18 protein-coding genes are annotated in these 25,003 nt (G+C 56.3%); 6 read left to right on the top strand and 12 right to left on the bottom strand.

Going from position 1 to position 25,003, the window contains the following annotated elements; genetic code table 11:
• Positions 1-3: 3 nt before the first annotated feature.
• Positions 4-1,248: a DUF6807 domain-containing protein gene (locus FHG12_RS03485; RefSeq protein ID WP_139514321.1), complete on the bottom strand. Its 1,245-nt coding sequence runs from the start codon at positions 1,246-1,248 to the stop codon at positions 4-6.
• Between the two features lie 428 nt (positions 1,249-1,676).
• On the opposite strand from FHG12_RS03485, the gene FHG12_RS03480 reads away from it, so the two are divergent.
• Positions 1,677-2,972, top strand: coding sequence for a zinc dependent phospholipase C family protein (locus tag FHG12_RS03480; protein ID WP_139514319.1), 1,296 nt, complete (start codon positions 1,677-1,679; stop codon positions 2,970-2,972).
• A gap of 118 nt (positions 2,973-3,090) precedes the next feature.
• Here the strand turns inward: FHG12_RS03480 and FHG12_RS03475 are convergent, their stop codons facing one another.
• The 3 genes from FHG12_RS03475 to FHG12_RS03465 all read right to left on the bottom strand — a co-directional run bounded on the left by FHG12_RS03475 (position 3,091) and on the right by FHG12_RS03465 (position 8,930).
• Positions 3,091-4,485 carry a TolC family protein gene (locus FHG12_RS03475; RefSeq protein WP_139514317.1) on the bottom strand — a complete coding sequence of 465 codons (1,395 nt, stop codon included), beginning with the start codon at positions 4,483-4,485 and terminating at the stop codon, positions 3,091-3,093.
• Positions 4,486-4,551: 66 nt separating this feature from the next.
• Positions 4,552-7,647: an efflux RND transporter permease subunit gene (locus FHG12_RS03470; protein WP_139514315.1), complete on the bottom strand. Its 3,096-nt coding sequence runs from the start codon at positions 7,645-7,647 to the stop codon at positions 4,552-4,554.
• Between the two features lie 125 nt (positions 7,648-7,772).
• Positions 7,773-8,930 carry an efflux RND transporter periplasmic adaptor subunit gene (locus tag FHG12_RS03465; RefSeq protein ID WP_139514313.1) on the bottom strand — a complete coding sequence of 386 codons (1,158 nt, stop codon included), beginning with the start codon at positions 8,928-8,930 and terminating at the stop codon, positions 7,773-7,775.
• A gap of 252 nt (positions 8,931-9,182) precedes the next feature.
• Between FHG12_RS03465 and FHG12_RS03460 the strand changes: the two genes are divergently transcribed.
• The gene (locus FHG12_RS03460) at positions 9,183-9,545 is read left to right on the top strand and encodes an MGMT family protein (protein ID WP_139514311.1); all 363 of its coding nucleotides are present in this window, start codon (positions 9,183-9,185) and stop codon (positions 9,543-9,545) included.
• 88 nt (positions 9,546-9,633) lie between these two features.
• Here FHG12_RS03460 and FHG12_RS03455 read toward each other — a convergent pair whose 3' ends face one another.
• From FHG12_RS03455 to xseA, 8 genes are all read right to left on the bottom strand, one after another.
• Positions 9,634-10,044, bottom strand: coding sequence for a response regulator (locus FHG12_RS03455; RefSeq protein WP_139514310.1), 411 nt, complete (start codon positions 10,042-10,044; stop codon positions 9,634-9,636).
• Complete coding sequence (locus tag FHG12_RS03450; RefSeq protein WP_139514309.1) at positions 10,041-10,856, bottom strand: sensor histidine kinase; 816 nt, start codon at positions 10,854-10,856, stop codon at positions 10,041-10,043. The genes FHG12_RS03455 and FHG12_RS03450 overlap by 4 nt, the downstream gene beginning before the upstream one ends.
• A gap of 247 nt (positions 10,857-11,103) precedes the next feature.
• Positions 11,104-11,763 carry a hypothetical protein gene (locus FHG12_RS03445; RefSeq protein WP_139514306.1) on the bottom strand — a complete coding sequence of 220 codons (660 nt, stop codon included), beginning with the start codon at positions 11,761-11,763 and terminating at the stop codon, positions 11,104-11,106.
• 135 nt (positions 11,764-11,898) lie between these two features.
• A complete protein-coding gene (locus FHG12_RS03440) occupies positions 11,899-12,282 on the bottom strand; it encodes a hypothetical protein (RefSeq protein ID WP_139514304.1) in 384 nt (127 codons plus the stop codon).
• 47 nt (positions 12,283-12,329) lie between these two features.
• The gene (locus FHG12_RS03435) at positions 12,330-13,034 is read right to left on the bottom strand and encodes a hypothetical protein (protein WP_139514302.1); all 705 of its coding nucleotides are present in this window, start codon (positions 13,032-13,034) and stop codon (positions 12,330-12,332) included.
• 16 nt (positions 13,035-13,050) lie between these two features.
• On the bottom strand, positions 13,051-13,416 hold the full coding sequence (locus FHG12_RS03430) for a hypothetical protein (RefSeq protein WP_139514300.1): 366 nt from the start codon (positions 13,414-13,416) through the stop codon (positions 13,051-13,053).
• Positions 13,417-13,528: 112 nt separating this feature from the next.
• Positions 13,529-13,837 (bottom strand): exodeoxyribonuclease VII small subunit, encoded by a 309-nt coding sequence (xseB, locus tag FHG12_RS03425; RefSeq protein WP_139514299.1) that lies wholly within the window; start codon positions 13,835-13,837, stop codon positions 13,529-13,531.
• A 13-nt stretch (positions 13,838-13,850) separates the two neighbouring features.
• Entirely contained in the window at positions 13,851-15,359 is a 1,509-nt protein-coding gene (gene xseA, locus FHG12_RS03420; protein ID WP_139514296.1) for an exodeoxyribonuclease VII large subunit, read from the bottom strand.
• Between the two features lie 471 nt (positions 15,360-15,830).
• On the opposite strand from xseA, the gene FHG12_RS03415 reads away from it, so the two are divergent.
• From FHG12_RS03415 to FHG12_RS03400, 4 genes are all read left to right on the top strand, one after another.
• Entirely contained in the window at positions 15,831-17,936 is a 2,106-nt protein-coding gene (locus FHG12_RS03415; RefSeq protein ID WP_139514294.1) for a M13 family metallopeptidase, read from the top strand.
• Between the two features lie 170 nt (positions 17,937-18,106).
• Entirely contained in the window at positions 18,107-20,218 is a 2,112-nt protein-coding gene (locus FHG12_RS03410) for a M13 family metallopeptidase (RefSeq protein WP_139514292.1), read from the top strand.
• A 276-nt stretch (positions 20,219-20,494) separates the two neighbouring features.
• Positions 20,495-22,597 (top strand): M13 family metallopeptidase, encoded by a 2,103-nt coding sequence (locus tag FHG12_RS03405; protein WP_139514290.1) that lies wholly within the window; start codon positions 20,495-20,497, stop codon positions 22,595-22,597.
• Positions 22,598-22,798: 201 nt separating this feature from the next.
• Positions 22,799-24,898 (top strand): M13 family metallopeptidase, encoded by a 2,100-nt coding sequence (locus tag FHG12_RS03400; protein ID WP_139514289.1) that lies wholly within the window; start codon positions 22,799-22,801, stop codon positions 24,896-24,898.
• The last annotated feature ends 105 nt before the right edge of the window (positions 24,899-25,003 follow it).

The following is a 25,003-nucleotide window of genomic DNA, read 5'->3' as shown; positions in this document are numbered from 1 at the left end:
TCCTTACTTAAGCTTCACCGTGACTTTGGGCGCGTGGCCGAAATACTGCCAGCCGCTCTCGGCTTTTTCTTTCGTAAAATGCCCGTTGTACACGATCAATCGGTACTTGAGCGTGTAAGTCTGGCCCGGATTGAGCAGCCAGTTTTTGTTCTTGGTAGGCGAAAAATTCGCGAACATGTCGCCGCGGCCGTTCATTGTTTCGGGCCAGATGCGCAACGGCTCGGGGTAGTTGTAATTGGTTGGGTATGACATCATTACTAAGCCGCCGTAATCGTTGTCGAGCTGTCCCTGCACGATGCACCAGCGGGCCGTCGAGCCGTCGGCTTCCTTGCGGGTTTTGCCTTCGGAGGTGAGCACTTCGCTGTTATCCTTGTTCCATTTTTCGGTGGTGCGCCAGCCAAACCCACCATACCGATACGCCAGCAGCAACACCGGGCTGGTGCTGGCGCAATTCATATTGATGGTTACGTCAGCAATGTAATAGTCCTGATTCGTAGGCTGGTACACCCGCACCGATTGCAGCTCGTTCAGGGCGACTTTTTCGCCGCCTCCTTTTTTGAAAGCCACGTGTTTCTGCAACACCTCGTATTCGCTGAACACCGGCCCGCTGGTAGTAGCCACCGTGTTGGCAAAGCGCACCGTGCCTTTGCGGTCGCGGATATTCCAGAAATCAACCGTGTCTTTTTCAAATAACACGTGCGTCCACGGGTTCCAGATGCCGTAATGATGGTAGTGGTCCGGCGCCTGAATGCGGGTCAGCTCCTGCCCATGCGGCGTCCAAAGGGGGTGAATAAAGCCGCTGCGCTTGTAGGCCGTATCGATGCCCGTGGGCGGATACACCGTTTTGTAATTATACCGCAGCAGGTTTTTAGTGCCTGCCTGAATGGTCAGCGCGCCTTTTTCATCTTTTACGTTGATGCTGGCCGGAGCTTTTTTGCCGGTTCCTTTTACCAGTTCGTAAGTGTGCTTCGCGGACTTGGCATTTGCGGTTTCAATAATCCAATGGATAAACCGTGCGTTCCCGCTTTCTATCTGGTAAGCAATCGGCGTCCGTTGGCTGCCCTGTACCTCTACCAGCTGCAAAACCGAATCGGGTAGAAACGTAATGGCGTCCAAGCTCGTCGTGACCGGGATGCTTAATCCGTTGGCAGGTTGCGCCAGATTAACTTCCAGTGTTGCAATTTTTTGCGCCACCCCCACGGTGTGCATCCCGGCGAAAAGCAGAATCAGCCAATATTTCATCGTCATTATAGCGTCTGGCTTGGTCTTTCATCTCCGGGCTCGCAATCGGCAAGTCTGGGCGAAGTGGATGCTAAGTAAGGAAATAGTCTGAGGGCCAAGCTGCTACGAGCTGCAGATAAGCCAAATAGAGTATCACAACCGTTTCCGGAAACGGTTGTGATACTCTATTTCTGGTCTGGCCATGCGGTTGCGTTGCCACTCGCAGAAATGTTGCTGGGGGATGATTCGACAGCGCTAAGTTACAAGCTACGAGAATAAAGTTATTCATAACATTCTGACTATTAATGGCTTATATTGAAATAGTGAAATCTGCTTAACAGCCACATTTCCATCGGCATATCATCCTATTCGTATCCACAACCACTGTTGGGCTTCTGCGTAGAGCCTACCGCTTGGGTTCGGTGCCAAAATCGGAGCAGGCAACCCTTTTTTTCATGCTGAAATGGCTTTTCCTGAGCTTCGTAGCTCTCTGTTTTCTTCCGGCATCGGCTGCTGGCTATTCCGTCCTGACTCATCAGGCCAACGTCGATTCGTGCTGGCGGCGCTGCTTGGTGCCGTTGCTGACCCAACGCTACCCCGGTGCCACTCCGGAGCAGTGGAAAGAAGCCAAATCCTACGCCTACGGCGGCTCCATTATCCAGGACATGGGCTTCTATCCATTTGGCTCTAAGCTATTTACAAACCTGACGCATTACGTGCGCAGCGGCGACTTTGTCCGCAATCTGCTCGACGAAGCCCAAGACCGCAACGAATACGCGTTTGCGCTGGGCGCGATGGCGCATTACGTGGCCGATATCAAGGGGCATTCGGAAGGCACCAACCGCGCCATGCCTTCGGTGTATCCGGAGCTGGCGGCCAAGTACGGCGATGTCATTACGTACTTCGAAGCGCCCAAGCAGCACACCCAACTCGAGTTTGCTTTTGACGTGGTGCAACTGGCCGCCGGCCGGTATCGCTCCGACAATTACCACGATTTCATTGGTTTTCAGGTGAGTAAGCCAGTGCTGGAGCGGGCTTTTCAGAAAACGTACGGGCTGGAACTGGGGCAGGTAGTGCTCAACGTCGATGTTTCCATTGGCAGCTTCCGCTTTGCGGTGCAGCAACTGATCCCGACGGCGGCCCGGGCAGCCTGGCACGCGGAGCGGAAGAATATTCGCAAGCTCGATCCGCAGGCCCGCCGTCGCGATTACGTGTATCGGCAGAGCGAGCGTAAGTTTCGGCGCGAGTACGGCGTGAAGTACGAAAAGCCGGGTTTTGGCGCGCGGCTGGCCTCCAAATTCATTGGCATTTTGCCCAAAATCGGGCCGCTCAAGCCCTTTGCTTTCCGCCTGCCTACTCCGAAGGCCGAAGCGTACTTCAAAAAGAGTTTCGCCGATGTCATGGCCGACTACTGCCAGATCTTGGAGCGCGAAAAGGCAAATACTACCGCTTCGGCCAAGCCTCTGCCCAACTACGATTTCGACACGGGCCACACCACCAGAGCTGGCGAATACGGCTTGGCCGACGAAACCTACGGCGAGTGGCTGCGCAAACTGGCCGACAAAAAGTTTGAGGGCATAAGCCTGCCTCAGCAGCAGGACATCGTGCAGTTTTTTGGCGATACGTCGCGCCAGCCCGTCAACGAAGACGAGAAGAAAGCCAAAACCCAGGCCGAAACCCGCGAAGCCCTGAAGCAACTACGCCAACTAACGCTGGTGCCTAACGAAAGCCCCGCGAAATCAACTCCCTAAAATGCTTCAGAAAGCGATAGTGGATAAGTTAATAACTTGTTGATAACTAAACATTTACAAAGTAAAAAGGCCGCTCATATTGCATGAGCGGCCTTTTTACTTTGTAACGTAGCTGCTTTTACTGGCCGCCGCCTTCCTGCACCAAGCTGCCGCTGAGGCGGCGCAGCACGGTTTCGGCTTCCTTGGCTTGGTAGCGAATGTCGAGCAACCGGGTTTCGGCGTCGATGCGGTTGCGCTGGGCTTCGCGGAGCTCAAGAGGCGTCAGTAAGCCGAGGCGGTAGCGCTCCAGGGCAATGGCTACGTTTTGGCGGGCAAGGGTAATGTTATCTTCTTCTAGTTCAAGTAGTTGTAGTCGGTTTTGGTATTGCGCATAGGCTTGCTCAGCCTGCGATTCTAAGTTGAGCCGCGTCTGATCCAACTGAATGCGGCTTTGTTCTTCGGCTACGCGGGCGTTCTGCTCCAGCCGGTTGCGGTTGAACCCGTCGAAAATGGGCACGGAAGCCACCACGCCGTAGTTAGGACCAAAAACGCGGTTGGTATTGGAGCCCAGCACGCTGCCTTGGGCCGTATTGATCAGGAAGGCGTTGTTGATGTTGCGCGTAAGGCCATAGCCCCCCGTCAGATCGACCTGCGGATAGCGCGAAGCCCGCACCAACTTGCGGTCGAACTGCGCCACATCTACACCGAAGCGGGCTTGCTGCAAACGCGGGTTGCGCGCTACAATGCCTTGGTTGATGGCTTCCCGATCGAGATCGCGGGTGACCACAATCGAGTCGGAGGGACTGAAATCGAGTTGCGGACCGCGGCTGAGCAAGTTGTTGAGGTTGACTTTGGCCGTTTTCAGCGCTTCCTGTTGCTGGATGAGCAACGAGCGGTCGGCGTTAAAATCGACGCGCGCCGTCAGAACTTCCACCTTGGCGCTCACGCCCACATCTACCTGCGCCTGCGTCAGGTCAATGCGTTGCTGACCGATGGCTAGCGCTTGTTCCAGGGACTTGATTTTGCCCGATTCGCGCACCACGGCGAAGTACGCGTTGGAAATGGATTCCACGGTTTCTTCCATGGTCGCGCGGGTGATCTGGCGCTGGCCGTTTTCCAGCGTCCGCAGCCGGTCGTAGGCGATGAACATACCAAACCCGTCGAAGATGGTCCAGTTGACGCCCACGTTGGCATTCAGCGCGTTGGCCTTGCCGCCGTTGATGACCACCGCCTTCTGCTGCTCGCGTTGCTGCCGGGTGTTGTTGATGTTGAAGGTGCGCGAAAAATTACCGTTTACCGAGGGCAACTGGCCGGCGTTGCCGCGCGTCACGTTGTTGCTGGCAATTTCTTCGTCGCGGCGGGCCAGCTGGATGCCGAAGTTGTTTTCCAACCCAATGCGGATGGCTTCCTGCAACGAAAGAGGCGGTCCCTGCGGCACCGTTTGGGGTTTTGCTAGTTGATTTTGTTGCTGGGCCCGCCCCACCAACGGCGCGAGCAACAACAGCAAAAAGAGGTAGCGGGTGTTCAACTTCATTCTAAACGCAAAAACGCGGGCGGGAAACGTAAGTAATTAATAATTAAATACTTATAAATAAGAAAATTAGGCGGCTACTGCTTCGTGGGGCTCTGCTTCGGGCTTCTTCTTGCTGTGCTTTTTGGCCGTAGCAAAGTACGAGTACATCACCGGCACCACGTATAGCGTAAGGCCGGTGGCAAACAGCAAGCCGCCCACTACGCCAATGCCCATCGCACGGCGGCTAAGGGCGCCCGCGCCCGTCGCCACGGCAATCGGCAGAATGCCCAGCACGGCGCACAAGCTCGTCATCAGGATGGGGCGGAAGCGGGCCGTAGCGCCTTCCACGAGGCCGGTCATGTAGTCGGCACCGTGTTCCACGCGCTGGTTAGCAAATTCCACGATCAGGATACCGTTTTTCGTCACCAGACCCACGAGCATGATAATGCCGATTTCGGAGAACAAGTTGACCGTTTGGTTGAAATACCATAAGCTCAGCAACGCGCCCGACAACGCCAGCGGCACCGTAATCATGATAATGCCTGGATCGCGGAAGCTCTCGAACTGTGCCGCCAGAATCAGGTAAATCAGCACCAAGGCCAAGCCGAAGGCAAACAACAGGGATGAGGAGCTTTCCTCGAAGTCACGGGAAGCACCGGAAAGCGCCGTTGAAAACGAATCGTCGAGGTCCTTGCTGGCAATAGCGCGCATGGCCGCAATGCCGTCGCCCATCGTTTTGTTGGGGCTAAGTGCCGCCGAAATTGTGGCTGAGTTGTAGCGGTTGAAGCGGTAGAGTTGGGGTGGGGTGCTCTGTTCTTCCAACCGGATTACGTTGTCGAGCTGCACAAGCTGGCCGGCACGGTTTTTCACCGAGAGCGTGCGTACGTCTAAGGGCTGGTTGCGGTCTTCGCGCGCCACTTGGCCAATGATCTGGTACTGTTTGCTGTCTTTGATGAAGTAACCGTAGCGCGAACCACTAAGGCCGGCTTGCAACGTCTGCGAGATGTCCTGCACCGAAATGCCCAGCGTCTGTGCCTTTTCGCGGTCGATCACCACGCGCAGTTCGGGTTTGGTAAATTTCAGGTTGACATCGACAAAGCTAAACGTGGGGTCTTGGCGGGCGGCCTCCAGAAACTTCGGTACCGCTTCGCGCAGTTTTTCAAAGTCCTGGTTCTGAAGCACAAACTGCACTGGCAAGCCGCCACCGCTGTTGCCAATGCTTTGGTCTTGCGACACGGAGGTGCGGCCGCCGGTCAACTGCTTCACGCCGTTGGTGAGGGCATCGGCAATCTGCTGCTGGCTGCGCGTGCGTTCAGAAGCATCTTTCAGTAGTATGCGGGCAATGCCCGAATTGACGACGCCAGCACCGCCACCGCCACCGGGGGCCGTCACAGTCAAGATGTTATCCACATCATCGCCAACGGTGTCGGCCACCAGTTTGGTGAGCTCGGCCATGTAGTCGTTCATGTACTCAAACGAGGCGCCTTCCGGCCCCGTCGCCGATACGTTGATGCGGTTCCGGTCTTCGATAGGAGCCAACTCCGAGGGCAGCGCACCCATAAAAAACCAGATGCCCACGCCCGTCAGGGCTACAATGCCCCAGGCCATCCAGCGGTTGCGCAGAAACGTTTCGAGGCTGTGCTGGTAGCCCGTCGTGATTTTCTCAAAGAAGGGCTCCGTCTTGCGGTAAAACCAGTTGTGTTTCTCCTGCCGCTTCAAGATCTGCGAACACATCATGGGCGTCAGGGTCAGCGACACGAAGGCTGAAATCAGCACCGAACCGGCCAGCACGATACCAAACTCGCGGAACAAACGGCCCGTGATGCCTTCCAGGAAAATAACCGGCAGAAACACGGCCGCCAGCACGATGGTCGTCGAAACAACGGCCATCAAGATCTCTGCTGAACCTTTCAGGGCGGCTTCGCGCGGGTCGTCGCCTTCTTCAATGCGCGAATAGATGTTCTCCAGTACTACAATGGCATCGTCCACTACCAAGCTGATAGCCAGCACGATAGCCAACAGCGTGAGTACGTTGATGGAGAAATCAAGCAGGTACATGATGAAGAAAATCCCGATCAGCGACACCGGAATGGCTACCACCGGAATAATCGTGGAGCGCCAGTCGCGCAGGAACAGGAAAATCACGACCACCACCAGCACAAAGGCCTCAATAATAGTGTCTTCTACCTCGGCAATGGAAGCGCGAATGAACACCGAGTTGTCGAAGCCGGTACTGAGTTTAAGGTCTTTGGGTAAGTCGGCTTGATACTGCTTGACGCGCCTGTTGAACTCGTTGGCAATGTCGATCTGGTTGGAGCCTGGCTGCGGAATCGCGTTGATGCCAATCATTGGCACACCGTTGCGGCGCAGGGCCGTCTGGTCGTTTTCGGGATAGAGTTCAGCGTACCCCACGTCGCTGAGGCGAACCAGCGAAGTCGGGTCGTTGCGCAGAATCAGATTATTAAAGTCCTCCACTGTCGAGAGGCGACCCATTGTGCGCAACGTGAGCTGGGTGTTTTGGCCTTGTACGGCCCCGCTCGGCAGTTCTACGTTTTCGCGGGTCAGGGAGGTCTGTACGTCCACTGGCGAAATGCCCAGCGCGGCCATTTTTACCGGATCAAGCCACAGGCGCATCGAGTATTTGCGCTCGCCCCATATCCGAATTTCGCTCACCCCCGGAATGGTCTGGAGGCGCTCCTTGAGCACGTTGTTGGCGTAGTCGGTCAATTCCAGCAAGCTGCGCGAATCGCTGCTGAGGTAGGTAAGCACAATCGGCTGCGAGTCGGCGTTGGCCTTGCTTACGGTGGGTGGGTCTACGTCGCGCGGGAGACGACCCTGCGCGCCCGATACCTTGTCGCGCACGTCGTTGGCGGCCGCTTCAAGGTCGGTGTCAAGGTCAAATTCGACGGTGATTTGCGAGCGGCCGTCGCGGCTGACCGACGTCAGGTTGCGAATGCCCGCGATGCCGTTGATGCCTTCTTCCAGCGGCTCCGTGATCTGGGACTGAATTACGTCGGCCGAAGCGCCAGTATAACTAGTTGATACAGTGATAATTGGCGGATCGACGCTGGGGTATTCCCGGATACTGAGATAGCGGAAGCCGATGATACCGAAGATAACGATGAGCAAGCTCATCACGATGGATAGCACCGGCCGGCCAATGCTAACGGATGAAAGACTCATATACTAAGGCTGGTTAAAAACGCTCAACAAATCGGTCTTGGGTAGCTCGGCTTGCTATTTCTGCAAACTATCTAATAATTAGAAAGTTGCGAATGAAGCAGGACGTCCGTAGCGCCAAGGGATATTTACTTTTGGATGGCTACGCGGTCGCCAGGTTTAACCTGTAGGATGCCGGTGCGCACAATGCTGTCGCCCACGGCCAAGCCATCGGTGATCTGAATCACCTTGTCGGAGCGGACGCCAATCTTCACTTTCTGGCTGATGGCTTTGCCACCTTTGATCTTGAATACCGAATATCCGCTGGCTTCCGGAATGACGGCTTCGGTCGGAATCTGCAGAGCGTCAGCCGTTTCGCCGAGTTGCAGGTTGATTTTTACAAACGCGCCAGGCCGCAGTTCCGAGTTGGTATTCGGGTAAACGGCCCGCGTGGTCAGCGTCCGCGACACCGGGTCGATCTGCGGATTGACGGCGTATACTTTGGCTTGGTATTTTTTGGTAGTGCCTTCGTCGGTCACGACCACCGGATCGCCGACGCGCACGGCGTTGGCAAACCGGCTGGGCACAGAAAAGTCAATCTTGACGGGCTTTACCCGCGAAATGGTGGTGATGGACGTGCCCGGCGATACATAAGCCCCCACCGACACGTTGCGCAAGCCCAAAATGCCATCGAATGGAGCTCGAACGTAGGTTTTGGCCAGGTTGGCTTGCAAGGCTTGTAAATCTGCCTGTGCGGTAAGTAGTTGATTATTAGATTGTTCGTATTCCTGGCGGCTGATGTATTCTTTTTCCAACAAGGTGCGCTGCCGTTGCTCCTGGTCGCGGAAGAGCTTGATGTTGTAGCGTACTTTGTTAAGCTGCGCCTGAATGTCGGCGGCGTTGATAGTGAACAGCAACTGGCCTTTCCGGATCGGTTTGCCTTCCTCAATGTTGAGGCTGGTGATTTTGCCCGCGATCTCGCTTTGCACCACCACCGACTCGTCGGCCAGCACGGTGCCCGTCGACGAAACCTCGTTGGCCAGCGAAGTAGGCTGCACCACGTACACTTTTACCGGAGTGCGTGCGCCGCCACCGCCGCCTTTGCCACCCTTAGCGGCGCCCGGCCCACCGGCTGCACCTTTGCCGCCGCCACCTTTTCCGCCTTTGCCAGCAGTTGGAGTAGGGAAGTAGTGGATCTTGACAAATGCCAGCGCCCCGATCAGGGCCAGGGCAAGCACAATCCACAACACTCGGCGTCCGGCGGGGCGCGTTTCGGCAACTTCTGGTTCTTGTTCTTTCGTCTGCATGTACGATCTAGGGCGGGCTTCCCAATTCATCAAGCTACCTAAATCACAGGTAGTCAAGGTTCCACAACGACAGGGCTGCCTTAAGGGTTCGGTTGGAGTTGGTTAGGATGTCAACAAAGATCGTAAGACACAAAAAAAGCCCGCAGGTTGCAGCTTTTTTTCTTTGCCGGAGCATTTTAAACGGCTTGGCCTTTTCCAAAAGGCCGGGTTTTGACTTTTTTGCCGGCCTTATTGGCCTGCTAACTTGCCCCCATGAAAACTCCCAAAGAACCGACCGAAAAGCAGCGCAATTTTTTTGAGGATGTGCACGAAGTAGTGCGCCTGGTGCCGCCCGGTCGCGTGACCACGTACGGCGCCATTGCGCATTACCTCGGCGCCCGCCACGGCGCGCGCATGGTGGGCTGGGCCATGATTGCCTCCAATCCGGCGCTGGGGCTGCACGCGGTGCCCGCGCACCGCGTTGTGAACCGCAACGGCTTGCTTACGGGTCGGCACCACTTCGCCACGCCTACCGCCATGCAGGAAGCTCTCGAAGAAGAGGGGGTGCGCGTCGAAAATGACGAGGTTCAGGAATTCAAGCGCCTGTTTTGGGACCCCAGCATAGAGCTGATGTAGCCTGCCGCAGCAAACGGCCTCTAAAGCAAAAACCCAATGGAAGGTATTTCACTGGGTATATAACATGTTGGTAATTAGCAGTTTGGCTCTATAGCGCCGGTATGGCGGTGTGTGCTTCGGCTTTGCGAATGACCGTCAGGATGGCGGCGTGCACTTCCTCGGGGTCGGCATTCTTGAGCAGGTAGCCGTGGGCGCCTTCGGCCCGCAGGCTTTCAATGAGTTCCGGCTCGTCGTGCATGGAAATAATGATAACGCGCACGTGCGGAAACTGCGAGCGCAGCAAGCGTGTAGTTTGCAGTCCGTCGAGGTTGGGCATCTGCAAATCCATCAGAATTACGTCCGGCACTTTGCCGTGGTCGAGGTGGGCGAGTAGTTCTTCGCCGTCGCCCGCCTCAAAAATGACCTCCATACTGGGAAATCCGCTGACTAGCGCGTGCAATCCTTTCCGAAAAAGGATGTGGTCATCGACAACGGCAATGCGTACGCTGGGCGAAGTCATAAAGAGGAAATAGTGCTAGTTTCTTGATTTGCAGCAAGGTACTGAAGCGGTAGGGAAATCCAAACCTGACTGCCCAGTCCCGGCGACGACTCGTGCCGAAGCGTTCCGCGTAATAACGCAACTCGGCTGCGTAGGTTCATCAGTCCCAAGCCTGTACGCGAGCCGGGGCTGGGCTGCACATCGCCAGCCGAAGGGTCGAAGCCTACGCCGTTGTCGATATATTGGAGGGAAAGTGAATCGACGCCAAAGTTGATCATGATGTCGATGTTGGCGGCTTTGGCGTGCCGCAGCCCGTTGCCGAGCAACTCCTGCACCACCCGGTACACCGTCAGCTCCTGCTGCGGATCGAGGCGGCGGGGCGTGCCGTTCTGGGTGATGTGCACCCGCGTGGGGCCGTCTTCGGGCACGGTGCGGGCGAGGGCTTCGAGCGCGAACGGCAGGCCAAATTTCTGTAGCACAGCCGGCAGCAAGTTGCGCGAAATGCGGCGTACTTCCCCAATTGCCTGGTCGAGCAGGGCCGTGGCCTCGCGCGTGAGATCGGGGCGATTGAGGGTGCTCAGGTGCAGCTTCACAATGGAAAGCGTGGTGCCTACGCCGTCGTGCAAATCGGCAGCGATGCGGCGGCGCTCTTCTTCCTGCGCCAGCAGGGCCGCTTCAAGTGCTTGTTGCTGAGCTGCTTCCCGGATTTCGCGCACCTCGCCCTGCTGCTGGAGCAACCGCCGCTGGTAGCGCACCACAAACCCGACAATGCCCAAGGACAGCAGGAGCAGAATCGGCGTGATCAGGATAAGAGGAAGTAGCGCGTCAGGCATACACAGCAGCAGAAAAAGAAAAGGCCGCCGTCGCGGGCAAATGGGTGGATAAGATACGCAGGAATATGTCCGAAAGCATCCGAAATTGAGGCCCGGGTCGGATGTTAAGACCAATACACAAACGGCCCCGTAAGGAGTGCGAGGGGCGAATCAGCTAAAACTTCGAGACAAACTTAACTATATAAGCAATTGAGGATGAATTAGTTACAAATAGGCCATTTTGTTTGGTAATTCGGCGGCCAATGGCTTACGCCTGGGCAGCGGCGACCTCGGCCGTGATCGGGGCTTTGGGCCGAAACCGGCCAAACCGCAGCCACTTGGGCAAGGCTTGGCGCGGCGGCTTATTCAGCGGAAAATACGCAAACAGCCGGGTCAGCAGGCCCATCGAGATGCCGTAGATAAACGGGAAGGGAAGATTGAAAAGATTGTCCAGCCGTGCATGCTCTTCGTAGGAGAAAGCAGGGTTTTTGTATTCAATGTAAACGGCTAAATGGATAGCCGCCAAAGCCGAATACAGAACCAGCACAGCTATGCTCAGCAGGAGTGCCGGCCGGCTGTTGGAAAGTTGCTCCGCGGGCTGGCTACTCAGGTAATCGAGGTGCACAAAGGCCAAGGACAGCAGCACCAAGGTTGCCGCCGAGCGGGCATACACATTCTGGTGTTTCATCCAGCCATTCAGCACGGTCGCGTCAAGCAAGGCCACAATCCCGAACAACACCACCCCGATCACGATGCCCACGCGCACCTTCGGCAACGGCACAAGCCGATAGTAGGCCAAGCCGAGCAACGGCACCTCGGCGGCGGTGGTCAGGTGAAAGACAAAGATGTTGTTGTGCAACGCATACCGGCCGAAGGTGCTCAGGCACCACATGCCCGTCAGGGTCGCCACGAAATAGTAAACGGGCAAAAAGCGGTAAGGAATGTGCCGGCGTCTGATCCAGGCGGCGGCGAATGGCACCAACGGGAAGCACTCGGCTGACCTTACCATCAATCTCTGGAAAACCGCCATTGCGTCCATAGGCACTTCGTAAGGCAAGTGCGATTAAGGCAGCATCAGCGGGCTATTGACGCCGCATTCGTTGGGGCATTGGTTGCCCTGATCCAGCACCACATAATCGTCGGTCTGGTCGGCACCGGGCGGCGGCGTCACGATGTCGTTGCCGTTGATATCGACGGCTACCAGCACCACGCGGCGTGTTCCGGAGTCTTCGGTGGCTTGGTAAATGCGCAGGCCCTTGCACTCGTCGCCCCACTGGGCCATAAAATCCTCGAGGTATTGCCGGCTAAAAGCCGTGGCCCAGGTAACGTCCTGCGTGGTGCCGTCTTCGGCCTTGGCCGGATGATCTTTCTGGTATTTCTTCGTCCATTTGGCAGCCTCTTTCAACGAGATTTTCTGGCCGGCGGTAACAATCGGATTAGTAGGCATTTAGCAAAAGCGTGCAGAAATTAAGAGAATAGGAAACAGCGAATAGCTTACTGGGAGTAAGCCTCTGAAACGGAGGTAGAATCGGAGCTTGGTACCAATAATAAGGCTTTGCTGAGGAAGCCGTACAAAATCAGGGTCAGGACGGAGCTAACGTTGAACATCAGCCAGATATCATCGAGCAGCTTAGCGGCTATGAGCATGTTTTCCAGCAGATACAACCCCACTGTGCCCGCATAATAGAGGGCCACCCCAACGCTCACTAAAAACATAGGATCCTGCTTGGGCTCAACGTGTCGCACCGAGCGTAGCATCTGCTCGAAATACAGCAGCGACAGGCACAGCAATCCGATGGTTTGCAACGCCACCGTGTACGCATTGCGTTGCCACAATCCGCTGATTAACAGGCTATCGGCGAAAGCAAATGCCACAAACGCCACGCCTGCCAGCCGTAGCCAATACCGAATCGTAGCGGAAGCCAGGAAGTTGTAGAAAAGCCAGCCCAGCAACAGCGAATCGAGGAGGGTACCAAGGTGCAGCAAGGCAATGTTGTAATGCAGCAACCGCTTGGCAAGCTCCGATAGCACAAACAAGACCAGCCTAGCAACGCAAAACCATCGTAATGGCACAAAGGCAGGAGCCAAGTTGCGTCCCGGCCGGAAGGCCACTACCAAAGGCAAGAATATGGTAAGCTCCGATACAACGTAAAATATTTTACTGAAGGAAACCAGCCAATCAGTAGAAATAGGTTGCATCTTAAAATGCTTATAATCAAGCGTTTAGCTCATTTTCGGTAGCGCAGCTAGGTGGGCAGCAGGGGCCGTTCACCAGAATCAGGCTGGTTGCTTCTGCTGGTGCTGCTAAAGCTACGGAGCGCTCAGCACCCTCGGGGTGGTGCAGCAGATCCTTTTCCTCGGCATTGACGCCCACAACCACAAAGCCGTGCTGCCCTTCGTCGCTTTTGGAGTTATAAATCCGAATGCCAACGCAGTCGGGGTGGTTGAGCAGGTGCAGGAGCTTTTCTTTGCCAAAAAACTGCGAGGAGATGCTCTCCGGATGATCGGTGCGGTGTTTCTTGGTGAGCGAAGCCGCGTGTTGCTTGTGCGTGAAGGAGCCTTCGGTGCCGTCGAATGCCATGAGGTGCGAGGAGTGGAAACTGGAGGAAGTACAGAAAGGATTGGATTTTCAAATATAGTCTAAACTATATTGTGACTCAACCAAATTCCGACTTAAGGGCGGCTGGCAGCGCCTAAAACAGCCGGCCGCGCGGCGCACCCCGGTCGGTATCGTCTTCGTCTTCCTCCTCGTCTTCTTCTTCACCGTCGGAAAACTCTTCCTCCTCTTCTTCCAGATTCTCCTCTTCCTCGTCCAGGTTTTCAAATACTCGGTCGATGGCGGATTCGGCCGAGCGCAGCTTTTGCTTGCACAGCCGGATGAGTTCAGCTGAGCGCTGCACGCGCGCCGTGAGGTCGTCAACGTCCACGGTTTCGGTTTCGAGGCTGCGCAAAATGGTTTCTAGCTCCGCAATGGCTTGGCGGTAGGTGATATCGTTGGTCATAAAGCAAATCAAGTTAAAGCGGAAGGGCAGGAGCCGGGCTGGGCTGGCGGGCGGTGATGCGCGCCTGCAAATCGGCTTCCGGCAAGCGTAGCAATACTTCGGTGCCCGGCGTAGCGGCTTCGAGCGGGAGAGCCTGGCCGTCGGAGCCCAAAAGTTGGACGATGGGAGCGGGCGCTTCCGGCAGCCGATAGGCCGTGGCATGCGCCAAACGCAACTCGGCGCGGTGCAGCACACGCTCTGCTAGCAACTGCACGTGATAGCGCTGCCGCAGCAACTGCTCGCGCCGCCGCCGATGCAGGCGCCGAAACCGCTGCTCCAGCAGCCGCCCGAACTTGCGCAGCCGCCGTTGCTGCCCCGCCAGCGCCCGGCCAGCGGCCCGAGGAAGGGCATGCCGAATGCGGACTAGTTGCCGAAACTGCTGCCTGAGCTGCGCGCGCGGTGCCACCGTAGCCGCCCGAATGCGCTGCTGCAACGCATCGCGCTGCTGATCGAGCTGGCCTTGAGCCGCTTGTTGGGTGTAGCGGGCCAGTCGGGTAAGGTAGTCGTTGGCGTCCTGCACCTGGGCGGCTGCCAGCTCCCGAATGCGCCCGGCGTATCCGCTAAATACGGCATCGAGGCGGGCCAAGCGTTCGGTCAGGAAAGCGGCTACCGCCGTGGGCGTTTTGAGAGAAAGATGTGCCGCCAAGTCGATCACGGCTTCGTCGCGTTCGTGCCCGATGCCCGTGAGCACCGGCACCGGAAAGCTGCCTACGGCGGCGCTTAGGCCGTAATCGTCGAAAGCCAGTAAATCGGTTTTGCTGCCGCCGCCCCGGATAATGATCACAGCATCAAACTGTTGTCGACGCGGGCGAATCAGGTCCAGGGCCGCCCGAATGCTGGCGGGCGAGTCTTCGCCCTGCATCGAAGCCGGAAACAGGGCTACCGCAAAATCGTAGGGTGACTCGCCGAGCTGGTGCACAAAGTCCTGAAAACCAGCCGCAGTAGGAGAGGAGATAACCGCCAAGCGCTGAGGCCCCAACGCTAGGGAAAGCTCCTTCTGCCGATCCAACAACCCTTTGGCTTCCAGCTTTTTAATGGTCAGCAGGCGCTGGCGGGCCAGTTCGCCCACCGTGTACGTCGGGTCGATGGCCAGCACGTCGAGACTCAGGCCGTATTGCTCGTGAAAAGTCACTTTTACCCGCAGCATCACCTTCAGGCCGAGGCGCAACGACTGGCCGGTTTGCTCCTCAAACGCCGGAGCGAGCTGCTGAAAGCGCTGGCTCCAGATGGTAGCGCGTGCCTGCGCCTTGAGCTGCGCGCCGCGCCCCGTAACGTGCTGATCAGTAAGGACTAAGTAGCAATGGGCGCCGTCGAAGCGCGGCAGCGTAAGATCCGCAATTTCGGCCACTACCCAATACGATTCCGGAAAGCGGTCGGCAAGGGTTTGGCGCACGCGCACCAGCAATTCGGCAAGGGCCAGCGGTGCCGGCGGCAGCGAAGGGGACAACCCGATTTCAGAACGGCGATTAAACAGCGGCGGCATAGGGAAGCAAGGTACGGATTTAGCCCCGGCTGCAACACCAAAAACCGCTCCTTAGGTTCAGCAACACATGCGCCGGATTATAACACTACACGCGAAATTTCAGTCGAGTATAGACAAATGCTAATTGATTAGTGTGGAGTCCGTGGGAAGTGTTGGGCCTGCTTTTTCGATATTTAATTTCCAGCTAGAATTTTCTGAGGGCGTTGCCAGAGAAGTAATAATTTAAAAATAAACCATTTTTCCGTAAGTAATTAACAATCAATGTTTTATGTAAAATAAGATTCCGGCATACTTAAGCATTTTTCCTGCTTATGTAAGTAAACGCCACGGAATCAAAGGGGCACAGATATAATGAGGTTCTAGCAAAATGCCATTTTCTGAATTTAGCACATAACTATGTTAAGTCAAACTAGGATAATATCGCTTATATTTCTCGCCTGATTTTTAAGTCCCTCACAATTCACAGCTTACATGAAAAACAAAAACAATTTAACGCTGGCTGCCGTGGCCATGGCGGGATTGGCTTTGGCGGGTTGCAGCTCGTCGAAAACCGCCGCTACGACTACTGCGCCAGCAACTACGGCTTCTGCCACGGCGGCTCCGGCCGAAGAGCCCATGGTAAAAGGCGTAGGTCTGGACGTAACAAATATTGATGCGGCCGTTTCTCCTTGCGACGACTTCTTTCATTACGCAAGTGGTAGCTGGCTGAAAAGCAATCCGATACCGGCTGCTGAAGTTCGTTGGGGCAGTTTTCAGCAGCTGGCTGAGCGCAACAACGCCGTTAGCCGCCAGATTCTGGAAGAAGCCGCGGCCAACCGCAGCGCTACCAAAGGTACCAACGCACAAAAAGTAGGCGATTTCTACGCCTCGGCCATGGATTCGATGGCCATCGAGAAAGCGGGCATCGCGCCCCTGAAGCCCGAGCTGGTCCGCATTGATGCCGTCAAGGACTTGAAGGGCCTGCAAACCCTTATTGCCCACGAGCAAATGCTCGGCACCGGTCCGTTTTTCCGGGCTGGCGTGGCCCCCGACCGCAAGATGAGCACGGTGTATGCCGTGAACCTCAATCAAGGCGGCCTGAGCATGCCCGACCGCGATTATTACCTCAAGGATGATGCGCGCTCGAAAACCGTACGCAATGCGTTTGTGACGTACATGACCAATACGTTCAAGCTCATGGGCGACAACGAGGCGACGGCGGCCAAGAAAGCCGCGGCCGTGTTGCGCATCGAAACCAAACTGGCCGAGGCTTCGAAAAGCCGCGTAGAGCTGCGCGACCCGAACGCCAACTACAACAAAATGACGTTGGTGCAAGCCAACACGGAGTTTCCGAACATTGGTCTGCCTACTATGCTGGCGCAGAACAAGTTAGGCGCAGCCAAAGAAGTGATCGTGGGGCAGCCTGCGTTCTTCAAGACGCTGAGCGGCATGATGAAATCGGAGCCGCTGGCGGATATGAAAACGTATCTGCGCTGGCAGCTGGTGAGCTCTGTGGCCTCGGCCCTGCCAAAAGCGTACGGCGACGAGCAATTCCGCTTTGAACAGGTACAAACCGGCGCCAAGCAACAGCAGCCGCGCTGGAAGCGCATGTTGGCTTCGACGAACGGTGCTCTCGGCGAGGCTTTCGGCCAACTCTGGGTAGATAAGGCGTTTACGCCGGAAGCCAAGGCGAAAGCCATGGAAATGGTGAACAACCTGAAGGCTTCATTTGCCGAGCACATTCAGCAGAACACCTGGATGAGCGACGCGACCAAGGCGGAGGCCTTGAAGAAGCTGAATGCCTTTACCGTGAAGATCGGCTACCCCGACAAATGGAAGGACTATTCGGCGCTCAACGTGAGCCGCGACTCGTATCTGCAGAATGTACTGAATGCTCGTCAATGGTCTTATAATCAGAACATTAACAAATACGGCAAACCAATCGACCGCACCGAGTGGGGCATGACACCGCCGACGGTGAACGCTTACTACAATCCGTCGATGAACGAGATTGTGTTTCCGGCAGGTATCATGCAGCCGCCGTTCTTCGACCCTAAGGCCGACGACGCGGTGAACTACGGCGGTATGGGTGCCGTAATTGGGCACGAGATGACGCACGGTTTCGACGACCAAGGCCGTCAGTCGGATGCGGTGGGCAACCTGCGCGACTGGTGGACCAAGGAAGACGCAGACAAGTTTGTGCAGCGTGCTACGCTCGTGGGCAACCAATACAGCGCCTTCTCACCCGTTGATTCGGTGTTTGTAAACGGCAAGCTGACGATGGGTGAAAACCTGGCTGACCTCGGCGGTTTGAACCTGGCCTACACGGCTTTGCAAAAGCAGCTGGCCGGCAAGCCCAAAACCAAAGTAGACGGCTTCACGCCCGAGCAACGCTTCTTCTTGGCCTGGGCCCAGATCTGGCGCACGAATTCGCGGCCGGAATACTTGCGTCAGCAGGTATTGACCGATCCGCACTCGCCGGCGCAGTTCCGTACCAACGGTCCGCTGCAAAACATGCCAGAGTTCTACGAAGCATTCGGTTGTAAGCAGGACGCCAAGATGGTGCGCGCCGAAAATGTGCGGGCTAAAATCTGGTAATCAAGCTTCAGCTTATTGCTTAAGTTAAAAAGGTGACTAACATGGCGTTAGTCACCTTTTTTGTTTCGATATGATTAATTTTAGAAAATGAGCAGTCGAAGCCTTCAGGGGTGTGCTCAGATTCTACTTATCTTTCTTTTCTGGTTTCCTAATCCACACGTATTCCACCCATGAAAAACCGAAATAGTCTGACCCTGGCCGCCGTGGCCGTTATGGGTTTGACCTTGGCGAGCTGTAGCTCGTCGAAAACGGCGGCTACCACCGCCCCAGCAGCAGACAGCGCTCCGGCTGCAACAGCTGCGCCAGCCGCTGAACCCGCCGTGAAAGGCGTCGGCATTGACGTCGCCAACATCGATCCGTCGGTGTCGCCGTGCGACGATTTTTTCCATTATTCCAGCGGCAACTGGCTGAAAAAAGACCAGATCCCGGCCTCCGAAACCGGCTGGGGCAGCTTTAATGAGCTCATCGATCGGAATACGGCTGTCATGCACGATATTCTGAATGATGTTGCTAATCAGGCTACTACGGCGGCCAAAGGCAGCAACACCCAAAAAGTAGGCGACTACTACGCCTCGGCCATGGATTCGATGGCCATCGAGAAAGCGGGCATCACGCCCTTGAAGCCCGAGTTGGCCCGCATCGACGCCATTAAAGACCTCAAAGGGCTGCAAACTGCCTTAGCCCGCCAGCAAATGCTGAGCACGGGTTCGGTGCTCAACATGGGCGTTGGGCAAGACGAAAAGAACAGCACGCAATATGCGGTGCAGTTTCGCCAAGGCGGCTTGGGCCTGCCCGACCGCGATTATTATCTCAAGGATGATGCACGTTCGAAAGCCATTCGTGCGGCCTACGTGACCTACATCACCAACACGTTTAAGCTCATGGGCGAGAGCGAGGCGACAGCCGCCAAAGAGGCCGCCGCCATTATGCGCATCGAAACGCGGCTGGCGAAAGCTTCGAAAACCCGCGTGGAATTGCGCGACCCCTACGCCAACTACAACAAGATGACCGTGGCCGAGCTGCAAAAGCAGTTCCCGAACCTGGGCATCCCGACGCTGCTTGCCCAAACCAACCTGGGCGCGGCCAAGGAAGTGATTGTGGGCCAGCCAGCTTTCCTGAAGGAAGCCAACGCAATGCTCAAAACCGAGCCGCTCAACGACTGGAAGACGTACATGCGCTGGCATTTGGTGAGCTCCGTGGCAGGCGCCCTGCCCAAAGCCTACAGCGACGAGCAGTTCCGTTATTCGCAAGTCCTCAGCGGCGTCAAGCAACAGCAGCCGCGTTGGAAACGCATGCTGCGCTCCACGGACAATGCATTGGGCGAAGCCTTTGGCCAAGTGTATGTCGACAAAGCCTTTCCGCCGGAAGCCAAAGCCAAAGCACTAGAGCTAGTTAATAACCTGAAAGCGGCCTTTGCCGAGCACATTCAGCAAAGCGACTGGATGAGTGCTGCAACCAAGGCGGAAGCGCTCAAGAAGCTGAATGCCTTCACCGTGAAAATCGGCTACCCTGACAAATGGAAGGACTATTCAGCCCTGACGATCACTCGTGATTCGTACCTGAAGAACGTGCTCAACTCCCGCATTTGGGCCTCGAATGACGAAGCCAAAAAGCTGGGCAAGCCCATTGATCGGGGCGAGTGGGGCATGACGCCGCCGACGGTGAACGCCTACTACAATCCGCCGATGAACGAAATCGTGTTCCCGGCCGGCATCCTGCACCCGCCGTTCTTCGATCCGAAGGCTGATGATGCCGTCAACTATGGTGCTATTGGGGTGGTAATTGGGCACGAGATGACCCACGGTTTCGACGACCAAGGCCGCCAATACGATGCGCAAGGCAACCTGCGCGACTGGTGGACGAAAGAAGATGCCGCCAAATTCACGCAGCGCGCCGATGTGGTGGGCAAGCAGTTCGACGCCTTCATGCCCTTGGATTCCTTGCACATCAACGGCAAGCTGACGATGGGCGAGAACCTAGCCGACCTCGGTGGTCTCAACATTGCGTATACGGCCATGCAGAAGGCCATCGCCGGCAAGCCCCGCGTCAACTACGACGGCTTCACGCCCGAGCAGCGCTTTTTCCTGGGCTACGCGCAAGTGTGGCGCAGCCAGATGCGCCCCGAAGCCCTGCGCCAGCGTATCCTCACCGACCCGCACTCGCCGGGTCAGTACCGCGTCATCGGCCCGCTCATGAACATGCCGCAGTTCTACGAAGCCTTTGGCTGCAAAGAAAACTCGAAAATGATGCGTGCCGCCGCCGATCGCGCTAAGATCTGGTAAATAATATAAATTCCTGATAATCAATTATTTAAAAGGTGGTCTGCTTTGCGTAGATCACCTTTTTTATTGAGACTTAAGATGACAAACGGGAGCGAAGAAATAAGTAGAAAGCCGACCGGATTGCTGGCAGCCATCATAGCAGATTGCTTTGCCTAGCGCTTGATATTATCGTACGACATATGTTTATATAAATAACTGATTATTAATGAGTTGTATAAGTATCTATGATTTCTGCAACGCCGTTGCTTACATTCAGCCACCCAACCTCATTTTTTCATGAAAAACAGAAATACTATAACGTTAGCCATAGTGGCAGCAGGCCTTTCGCTGGCGAGCTGTAGCTCGTCGAAGCCGGCTGCTACCGTGGATTCGGGTGCTACCACTGCCCCTGCAACTGCCGCGGCCGAAGAAGCCACGGTGAAAGGAGTCGGCATTGCGGTCGCCAACATTGATCCGTCGGTGTCGCCGTGCGACGACTTCTTTCAGTATGCCAATGGCAATTGGCTGAAAAACAATCCGATACCACCGGCTGAATCGTCGTGGGGCAGCTTCGATGTACTGTCGGACAACAACTTGGCCGTGATGCGCCAGATTCTGGAGGAAGCCGCTTCCAAATCGCAGTCGGCCGCCAAAGGCAGCAACGACCAGAAAGTGGGCGACTATTTCGCCACCGGCATGGACACGATGGCGATTGAGAAAATCGGGATCGCGCCGCTCAAGCCGGAACTGGATCGCATTGCCGCCGTCAAAACGCTGAAAGATCTCCAAACCGTGCTGGCACGGCAAGAAAAGCTGCAAACCGGTGCGCTGGGCTTTGTGGGCGTGGGTCAGGACGACAAGATCAGCACGCAGTACGCCGTATTTCTGTATCAGGGCGGCCTGGGCATAGGCGACCGCGATTACTACCTCAAAAACGACACCCGCTCCAAAACCGTCCGGGCGGCCTACCGCACCTACCTGACCAACATGTTTAAGCTGCTCGGCGACAACGCCGCCACGGCCAGCAAGAACACCGAAACGGTCATGCGCATCGAAACGCGGCTGGCGAAAGCCTCGAAAAGCCGCGTGGAGCTGCGCGACCCGAACGCCAACTACAACAAAATGACGGTGGCGCAAGCCAACCAACAGTTCCCGAATCTGGGCCTGACGGGCCTGCTCGGCCAGCTAAATCTGGCGCCGGCGAAAGAAGTGATTGTGGGCCAGCCGGTTTTCTTCAAGGAAGTAAGCACGATGCTGAAAACCGAGCCCGTGGCCGACTGGAAGACGTACATGCGCTGGCACTTGGTGACGTCGGTGGCGTCGGCGTTGCCGAAAGCCTACGATCAGGAGTCGTTTCGCTTCACGCAGGTGTTGCGCGGCGCCAAGCAGCAACAACCCCGTTGGAAGCGCATGATTCGCTCCACGGATAACTCGCTGGGTGAGGCATTTGGCCAACTCTACGTTGACAAAGCGTTCCCGCCGGAAGCCAAGCAAAAGGCGCTGAACTTGGTAAATAACCTGAAAGCGGCTTTTGAGGAACACATCAAGAGCCTCGACTGGATGAGCGCTGCCACTAAAGAGCAAGCGCTCAAAAAGCTCAACGCCTTCACGGTGAAAATCGGCTATCCGGATAAATGGAAGGACTATTCGGCGCTAACTATCAGCCGCGACTCGTACCTGCAAAACGTGCTGAACGCGCGGCAGTGGAGCTACAACGACAACGTGAAGAAGTTCGGTAAGCCGGTCGACCGGACGGAATGGGGCATGACGCCGCCCACGGTGAATGCCTACTACAACCCATCGATGAACGAGATTGTGTTCCCGGCCGGCATCCTGCAACCGCCGTTCTTCGACCCCAATGCTGATGATGCCGTCAATTATGGAGGTATCGGGGCGGTGATCGGGCACGAAATGACGCACGGTTTCGACGACCAAGGCCGCCAGTACGACGCCGAAGGCAACCTGAAGGATTGGTGGACCAAGGAAGACGCCGCCAAATTCACCCAACGTGCCGCGCTAGTAGATGAGCAGTTCAGTGCGTTCTCGCCGCTCGACTCGGTGTACGTCAACGGCAAGCTGACGATGGGCGAGAACCTGGCCGACCTCGGCGGCCTCAACATCGCGTACACAGCCATGCAAAAAGCCATGGCCGGCAAGCCCAAAACCAAAATCGATGGCTTTACGGCCGATCAGCGGTTCTTTTTGTCGTGGGCCCAAATTTGGCGCAACACCAGCCGGCCGGAGTATCTGCGCCAGTTGATTCTGACTGACCCGCACTCGCCGGAGCAGTTCCGCACCAACGGCCCGCTGCAAAACATGCCGCAGTTTTACGAAGCCTTTGGCTGTAAGGAAGACGCCAAAATGGCCCGCGCCCAAGCCAAGCGCGCGCGCATTTGGTAAGTTATTTTGCCTTTATGGTTACATGAAAAGGGCGGTTCGTGTGCAACGAGCCGCCCTTTCCGTAAGACCATGCATGTAGCCCGTAAGAAGACAAATTGAGCTTTTTTTATAATTATTTGATTATAAGTAGATTATAAATAAAATCCGGTTGGCTCTTACCGTTTCGGACTTTAATTTTTTGGTAGCATAACTCTCATTTTCATGATCAGACAACCTCGCCTGACTCTGGCCACTATAGCAGTAGCTGGGTGGGCTATTGCGGGCTGCGCCACCAGCAACCCCAGTGCTACGGCCACGGCTCCGGCCGCTGCCACTACGCCGGCTCCGGTAGCCGAAACCGTCGCGAAAGGCCAGGGCCTCGGCCTGGCGTACCTCGATAAGTCGGTAGCACCCTGCGCCGACTTCTTCCAATACGCCAACGGTAACTTCTTTAAAAACAACCAGATACCGGCTTCCGAAACGACTTGGGGCGTTGACAACGAAGTAAGCGACCGCAACCAGGCCATTATGCGGCAAATTCTGGAAGAAGCCGCCACCGACCATACGGCGGCCAAAGGCAGCAACAACCAGAAAGTAGGCGACTACTACGGTTCCGGCATGGACTCGGTCGCAATAGAAAAGGCTGGTATTACGCCGATTAAGCCCGAATTAGACCGCATTGCCGCCATCAAAGACCTGAAAGGGCTGCAAACGGCACTGGCCCGCCAACAGATGTTGCGCACAGGTTCGGTGTTTAGTGTGGGGGTTCGGCAAGACCCCAAAATCAGTACGCAGTATGCCGTAGCCATGAGCCAAGGCGGCCTAAGCCTGCCCGACCGCGATTATTACCTTAAAGATGATGCGCGTTCCAAAAGCATTCGCAACGCCTATCTCGCGCACCTGACGAACACGTTCAGGCTGCTCGGCGACAACGAAGCAGCGGCGGCTAAGAACGCGGCTACCGTTGTGCGCCTAGAAACCCGGCTGGCCAAAGCGTCGAAAACGCGCGTGGAATTGCGCGACCCCTACGCCAACTATAACAAAATGACCGTGGCCGAGGCCAGTCAGCAGTTCCCGAATCTGGGCTTGCCGACGGTGTTGGCTCAGGACAAACTGGGCGCGGCCAAGGAAGTAATTGTGGGGCAGCCCGTGTTCTTCAAAGAAGCCAGCACGATGCTGAAAGCCGAGCCGCTCAGCGACTGGAAAACCTACCTGCGCTGGCACCTCGTGAACGCCATGACGCCGGCTTTGCCGAAGGCCTACGTCGACGAGAACTTCGCCTTCGAGAAACTGCTTTCTGGCGCGCAACAGCAGCAACCCCGCTGGAAACGCATGCTCCGCGCCACCGACGCTGCGCTGGGCGAAGCGTTCGGCCAGCTCTACGTTGATAAGGCCTTTCCGCCGGAGTCGAAGCAGCGGATGCTGGAAATGGTGCGTAACCTGCAAGCCGCTTTCGCCGAGCACATTCAGGCCAACACGTGGATGAGCGCCGCTACCAAAGAGCAGGCGTTGAAGAAGCTGAATGCTTTCACCGTAAAAATCGGCTACCCCGACAAATGGAAGGATTATTCGGCCCTGACCGTCTCGCGCAATTCGTATGCCCAGAACGTGATCAACTCCCGCATCTGGTCGTTTAATGAAAACGTTGGTAAGCTGGGCAAGCCGGTCGACCGGACGGAATGGGGCATGACGCCGCCCACGGTGAACGCGTATTACAACCCTGCCCGCAACGAAATCGCCTTTCCGGCCGGCATTCTACAGCCGCCCTATTTCGATGCCAAAGCCGACGATGCCGTCAATTACGGTAGCATTGGGGCCGCCATCGGCCACGAGATGACGCACGGCTTTGACGACCAAGGCCGCCAGTACGATGCCGAGGGCAACCTGAAAGATTGGTGGACCAAGGAAGACGCTGAGAAGTTTACCCAGCGCGCTTCCGTCGTTGGGAGCCAGTTTGATGCTTTCTCGCCCCTGGATTCGCTACACGTCAACGGCAAACTCACGATGGGCGAGAACCTGGCCGATCTCGGCGGCTTAAGCATTGCCTACACGGCTTTGCAAAAACAGCTCGCCGGCAAGCCCCGCGTCAACTACGACGGCTTCACGCCCGAGCAGCGCTTCTTCATTGCTTATGCTCAAAGCTGGCGCTCGCAGCGGCGGCCCGAGGCGCTCCGTCGCATGGTGCTCACCGATCCGCACGCCCCGGAGCAATTCCGCGTGAACGGACCGCTGCAAAACATGCCGGAGTTTTTCCAGGCTTTTAGCTGCAAAGACGATTCGAAAATGGTGCGCGGCGAAAGCAACCGGGCGCTTATTTGGTAAGCCTTCTTGAAGCTTTATTTGCAAAAGGCAGTCGGCAATCGCTGGCTGCCTTTTTTCGTGCGGTAAGGATCGGCTGGCTACCTCGGTTGCTTGCTCCGCCGACAG

Source organism: Hymenobacter jejuensis, assembly GCF_006337165.1.
In the GTDB taxonomy this organism is placed as follows: Bacteria; Bacteroidota; Bacteroidia; order Cytophagales; family Hymenobacteraceae; genus Hymenobacter; species Hymenobacter jejuensis.
The sequence above is the reverse complement of the archived record's forward strand: the minus strand, read 5'-3'. Positions and strand labels throughout refer to the sequence as shown.

Excerpts from the sequence above, each read along its gene's own strand:
- FHG12_RS03485 (WP_139514321.1), bottom strand. The coding sequence starts at position 1,248 with ATGACGATGAAATATTGGCTGATTCTGCTTTTCGCCGGGATGCACACC.
- FHG12_RS03480 (WP_139514319.1), top strand. The coding sequence starts at position 1,677 with ATGCTGAAATGGCTTTTCCTGAGCTTCGTAGCTCTCTGTTTTCTTCCG.
- FHG12_RS03475 (WP_139514317.1), bottom strand. The coding sequence starts at position 4,485 with ATGAAGTTGAACACCCGCTACCTCTTTTTGCTGTTGTTGCTCGCGCCG.
- FHG12_RS03470 (WP_139514315.1), bottom strand. The coding sequence starts at position 7,647 with ATGAGTCTTTCATCCGTTAGCATTGGCCGGCCGGTGCTATCCATCGTG.
- FHG12_RS03465 (WP_139514313.1), bottom strand. The coding sequence starts at position 8,930 with ATGCAGACGAAAGAACAAGAACCAGAAGTTGCCGAAACGCGCCCCGCC.
- FHG12_RS03460 (WP_139514311.1), top strand. The coding sequence starts at position 9,183 with ATGAAAACTCCCAAAGAACCGACCGAAAAGCAGCGCAATTTTTTTGAG.
- FHG12_RS03455 (WP_139514310.1), bottom strand. The coding sequence starts at position 10,044 with ATGACTTCGCCCAGCGTACGCATTGCCGTTGTCGATGACCACATCCTT.
- FHG12_RS03450 (WP_139514309.1), bottom strand. The coding sequence starts at position 10,856 with ATGCCTGACGCGCTACTTCCTCTTATCCTGATCACGCCGATTCTGCTC.
- FHG12_RS03440 (WP_139514304.1), bottom strand. The coding sequence starts at position 12,282 with ATGCCTACTAATCCGATTGTTACCGCCGGCCAGAAAATCTCGTTGAAA.
- FHG12_RS03435 (WP_139514302.1), bottom strand. The coding sequence starts at position 13,034 with ATGCAACCTATTTCTACTGATTGGCTGGTTTCCTTCAGTAAAATATTT.
- FHG12_RS03430 (WP_139514300.1), bottom strand. The coding sequence starts at position 13,416 with ATGGCATTCGACGGCACCGAAGGCTCCTTCACGCACAAGCAACACGCG.
- xseB (WP_139514299.1), bottom strand. The coding sequence starts at position 13,837 with ATGACCAACGATATCACCTACCGCCAAGCCATTGCGGAGCTAGAAACC.
- xseA (WP_139514296.1), bottom strand. The coding sequence starts at position 15,359 with ATGCCGCCGCTGTTTAATCGCCGTTCTGAAATCGGGTTGTCCCCTTCG.
- FHG12_RS03415 (WP_139514294.1), top strand. The coding sequence starts at position 15,831 with ATGAAAAACAAAAACAATTTAACGCTGGCTGCCGTGGCCATGGCGGGA.
- FHG12_RS03410 (WP_139514292.1), top strand. The coding sequence starts at position 18,107 with ATGAAAAACCGAAATAGTCTGACCCTGGCCGCCGTGGCCGTTATGGGT.
- FHG12_RS03405 (WP_139514290.1), top strand. The coding sequence starts at position 20,495 with ATGAAAAACAGAAATACTATAACGTTAGCCATAGTGGCAGCAGGCCTT.
- FHG12_RS03400 (WP_139514289.1), top strand. The coding sequence starts at position 22,799 with ATGATCAGACAACCTCGCCTGACTCTGGCCACTATAGCAGTAGCTGGG.